A 5,187-nucleotide genomic window follows, 5' to 3' on the forward strand; every position below is an offset into this window, starting at 1 on the left:
CAAGAAGACGCGCCGACGCTAACGCCTTCTCCGAAGGCTCAGCTACGGACAACGTCGTGTAGCCTAGTTCGTTATGCGAAAAGCTTCAAAAATTCTATCTAAAAAGGAACTAAAATTAGTGGATAACTGGGCTGATACAGATTGGTATAGAAATACAAAGTGGACTGATGAGATTAGTGAACATTTTGAATATAAATTAAAAAAATCTAGAGGATCGCATTCTAAGTCTGAAAAGCTAAGAATTCAGGCCCAATATTTATTTAAATCTTCAGACTATGGCCATATAGGCGAAATGTTGGCACTAAGACTAATTAATGAATATCCTAATGAAACATCAGCCGTAAATTCAATTCGTGAAACATTAGGCGATTATTATAGTAGATTAGGCCAAAGTGAAAAAGCTGAGGGACAATACAAATTCATTCTTGATTATAATAAAACAGGCAATCTATACGGAACTTCACAAATTGTAGAGATAAAACTTGCAAAATTAATTTTAGATTCGAATCAAAAGGATCGCTTTGTTAATGCTTTAGAAATTCTAGAAAACTATTATAAAGAATCAAATGGTAGATTTTACTTAAAAAACCAGGCATATCTATTTTTTAAAACAAAAGCCCTACTTCTTTCACACCTCAAATATCGAAATGATGCAATTTCAAATGCGAAACTTGCCCTCGAAATATTTGAAGACAAAGACCCTCAATTTCCAAACCATAAAAATGTAGGCAAAATTTTCGACTCAGAATTTGATTTAAATCAGTTAAGAAATTTAATCGAAAATTAATCAGCTCTTCGCATAACTGCGGCTGACACGCTCCGCTCGGGACTTTCGCCCTCGCTCGGCCTAAAGGCTCATTGTCCTCCGTCACGCTTCTTGCTCAGCAAGAAGGCGCGCCGACGCTAACGTCTCTGCGAGACTCAGCTACGGACAACGTCGTGTAGCCTAATTCGTTATGCGCAACGACACAATGTATGACTCAGGACATGGGTAACACTTTTTTTTAAACTTTTAGAATTACGGAAAATCTAATTCAAAATTAAGTCGCAGTAAAACAGAGAAAGTCGTTCTAAATTTCGCATGAGTTGCATTGATTTTTAAAAAAACTTTACCGAAGTACTAAAATAGTTACGCTATTAAAGACTAAAAAAAATGCCAAGGAATAGTATTCAGACACTTGGACAAGTAGCGATGATTAAACAGATTATTCTTAAATTCATACGGATAAATAATCTTTTGGATATGAGATTAATCATTCCAATACAAAAGGAGACAATTACTCGTTTGTGAACAAAATAAATTCGATTATTTTATGCATACTTTTACAAGGTTGTTATGGAAATGATAACGATCCTGGATCAACAACCTACTGTAGGACCGTTGGAAAGGTGGGAAACGATGCCAATTGTGAAAAAGAGGATACAACATTTTCTGAGTTCAATATGCAATTACTCTATCAAAATCTAAGGTGTTCTGCTCCTCTTCGTATAACAGATCGTGTATCCAATACGTGTTATCCAGAAGCTTCAGATAATCTTGTCTTTGAGGTGAATGAGAGTGAGACTTCTTTGAGTAGGAGTAGAATTACAAACAGTAAAGTTTCGACACTTGATGGAAAAAAAATTGGAAGCTTCTGCCCACGCGAAAAAGAAGACCCGTTCTCCGATACTTTTACTCTATTTCAAAAATTTTATAAATTTGATCAAGAAAAGCGAGAGATAGGAAAAGTTATATGGAGTCAAGATCCTAATGATGAAGTTAATAAAAGTATAAAAGAAAATAGAAATAAAGCCATCAAGTTTAAGATAGTGCCAATGCCAACCTCAATTTTAGTAGGAGAAAAATGGATAGTAACAACTTCACAATGTACCAATGGAATAATGGGTACTATTTATCTATATCAAATTATCGAGGTAGGTCAGTGAGATTCGTTTTTATTCATCTACTACCCTTCCTTGAAATGAGTATTTAGTGACTAAATGTTGTCGCCGTATCTTGGTAAAAATAATAATCTATTCCAAAGTATTCAAATATATGGGATTAAATTCCAATACCCATAATTGGTTCTATAACAGAGTCGCTGCGCATAACTGCGGCTGACACGCTCCGCTCGGGACTATCGCCCTCGCTCGGCCTAAAGGCACATTGTCCTCCGTCACGCTTCTTGCGCTGCAAGAAGTCGCGCCGACGCTAACGCCTCATAGCAGGCTCAGCTACGGACAACGTCGTGTAGCCTAGTTCGTTATACGAAATCGCTTAAAGAGATTTAAATAAACTTTTGAACGCGATAAACTAGCACGGATATTTATCGATAAGTGAGTAAGAATTAAGAAATTAAAACCTACTTTACACTCGTGCTTTTTTGTTTCTCAGGCATATTTGCCGCGAGCCTTGGTTGAAGTATTCTTGTTCTGCGATTTTATCTCGGTTTTTCTTGGTCGCTTTTATTGGTCTGTATCGAAAATATTTCGAATCACGGTTGGGCTTTCTGTTTGCGACGGCTCTTTTAAGATTCCCTACGGAAGCGTGATTAGATACTCTTTGGATCGCAGCACGCGCGATAAGAAAATAGGAAGATGATTCAGTGATTGTGCTTTGCGATAATTGTTGCTCTATCTTTTTATGGAAGCAAATGAAACAGAAAGACAAAATTGACTAGATAGTATTCTAGTGTAACTTATACTATTATTTTGCTTCGACTTTTTATGATTCTTTTTATTTATTGCGGCAAATTGCCTTAATTCGGAATGAAAAAAGCGTTCAAAAGAAAGAGAAAAATAAAAAGCGACTTCGTATAACTGCGGCTGCACGCTACGCTTCGGGGCTTACGCCCTCGCTCGGCCTAAAGGCACATTGTCCTCCGGCACGCTTCTTGCTCCGCAAGAAGTCGCGCCGACGCTAACGCCTGCGCAGCAGGCTCAGCTACGGACAACGTCGTGTAGCCTAGTTCGTTATACGCCATTCAAAAAAAAATAATTAAGAAGGACAAAATACAAGATAAGATTAAGATTTTTCTAAAGAATAATGAGGGATTTAAAATATTAGCGGAAATAATCTTGTACATAATTGAAAAAATATTAATTTTTTATTATATATTTTATCAACCCATTCAAAGGCTACTTATCATATTCTTAATTGGATTTATTGGATATTTTCTATTCTCATACTCTGGTCACTTAAATTCAATTAAAGAAAATCTCAATCCTGCCGATGCACAAATCATAAGTAGTTCATGCGATGATAAATCATCTGATTTAGGAAACTTAGAATATAGTATTCGAATAAAATATAGTATAAGAAACATAGGTGAAAACGGTTATGTAGATTTGGAGGAAGAAGTCGATTAACAAGGAAATGTTTGGACAAAATCCTCCAGAGTCTATTTAAATACAAATCAAACCGAGGAAATAATTCAAGTTTTTGATAAAGTATCTCTATTGGGAGGAGACTTTGAGTGCTATGAGAGAATTGTAGGATATAGTAAATATAAAATATAAAATATAAAAAGAAGGCAATTTCATGAAAGCAAAGAAAATCAAATACGTTTTATTAATATTAATATTAATTTCCACGCCAGCACTGGCAGAAATAATTAGTAAGAAAAATTGGATGAACAATCCTAGTATTATAGAAATCAGAAACATTTATAATCTGATAGAAAATAGTATAAAAGCTAATAAATTAAACATTCAAACGAAAGAAATAGAAGATGAAGAAACTAATCTACCTATTGAGAAAACCGTAATTTATGAGAAAAAATCTAATGTCAGAAAATACATAGTCTCGGTAGGATCTGATGATTCTGCCTTAAGTTTCAATTACTACTATGATTCTATGTCAAATTTAAGATTCGTATTTATTACCGGTGGAGCAGTAAACGGAACGTATATGGAACATAGAATTTATATAGATGGCAAGGGAAATAAAATCTGGGAGATTCAGAAAATTACGAAAGGACCTGGCTATCCTTTTAAACAAAATTATGAACTTCAAGATCTTGTCCATGAACCTTGGGCAGATTTCAATAAGTAACTTGAATTTTGAATATTGCACAATTTTGAACGGCGTATAACTGCGGCTGACACGCTACGCTCGGGACTTTCGCCCTCGCTCGGCCTAAAGGCACATTGTCCTCCGTCACGCTTCTTGCTATGCAAGAAGACGCGCCGACGCTAACGCCTCTGCGAGGCTCAGCTACGGACAACGTCGTGTAGCCTAGTTCGTTATACGCCATAATTTAAAAAAATTTCCTAATTTAATAAATTAAATCTAAACTTTCAATTCGGGATCAAGCTAAAGCAATTAACTTAGTAAAGAGACTAACTGTAACTCCGAAGCAAAATGGCCATACAAGTCGGTCTGAATTTCCTAGCCAATATTTGGCACAAAAAGCAATTGATTTTCAAAAATGATCTTATAGCGAACATTAATTCGGAGGTAGAACTATTTGAAAAATAACATGGAATATTGCTTAATGTTGTCCTCAATTCCGATAGATTTCGATGAGTTAGATTCAAAATACCAATCTACCAAAAACGCAATTGAATCAAGTGACCTTTGGAAAAAAGGAAAGGAGGCACTACCTGACTTTGAAAAAAAATCGTCGAAATACCAGTGGTATGTAAGCTTAACTAAGTCATTGGCTTCTGGTTATAAAGGCTATATAAGTTTCCAGAATAGACATTCAGCTGGAAATTCCGCAATGCATGATGATCGTTTGGTCTTAGAATTTAATCCTAAAAAAATAGATTTTAAATATATTAGAGAAAATTTTTTTATTTTAGTATTAACCTCTTTTTCATCTTATAGAGCAAGTATTTATGATGAAACTTTGGCTTCAAAAGATTTTACTACTGTTGGTGTTATCGATACTCGAAACAAAATAGATAGAATCCATTTGATTGATTTCATTCATAATGATTTCTGTGAAATCTATTTTAAAAAAAATGCAAAAAAAGTTACCGATTTACTCAGGCAAAATGGATTCAAAGTTAATTCCCTGAAAAATGGAATAATCATTGTCTTAGCAGATCATATTCCAACAGCAGATGATTTGGAAGAACGTAGTGATTTTGCATTAAAACTTTTACAAAAATAATATTAGAAAATTATATTTTCTATGAAATAGCCATTAATCTTAGAATATTAATCTTAGAATAATGGACCTTAAGCATATTATATTTTAC

Annotated in this window: 4 protein-coding genes; all 4 read left to right on the top strand. The window is 34.6% G+C overall.

Annotated features, from left to right (window positions below; genetic code table 11):
- Nucleotides 1–73 precede the first annotated feature (73 nt).
- Entirely contained in the window at nt 74–787 is a 714-nt protein-coding gene (locus tag EHQ58_RS05220; RefSeq protein WP_135622825.1) for a hypothetical protein, read from the top strand.
- Nucleotides 788–1,287: 500 nt separating this feature from the next.
- Entirely contained in the window at nt 1,288–1,926 is a 639-nt protein-coding gene (locus tag EHQ58_RS05225) for a hypothetical protein (protein ID WP_135622826.1), read from the top strand.
- A gap of 1,594 nt (nt 1,927–3,520) precedes the next feature.
- Nucleotides 3,521–4,033 carry a hypothetical protein gene (locus tag EHQ58_RS05230; protein WP_135622827.1) on the top strand — a complete coding sequence of 171 codons (513 nt, stop codon included), beginning with the start codon at nt 3,521–3,523 and terminating at the stop codon, nt 4,031–4,033.
- A 415-nt stretch (nt 4,034–4,448) separates the two neighbouring features.
- The gene (locus EHQ58_RS05235) at nt 4,449–5,099 is read left to right on the top strand and encodes a hypothetical protein (RefSeq protein ID WP_135622828.1); all 651 of its coding nucleotides are present in this window, start codon (nt 4,449–4,451) and stop codon (nt 5,097–5,099) included.
- Nucleotides 5,100–5,187: the final 88 nt, after the last annotated feature.

The organism is Leptospira ognonensis, from assembly GCF_004770745.1.
Classification (GTDB): domain Bacteria; phylum Spirochaetota; class Leptospiria; order Leptospirales; family Leptospiraceae; genus Leptospira_A; species Leptospira_A ognonensis.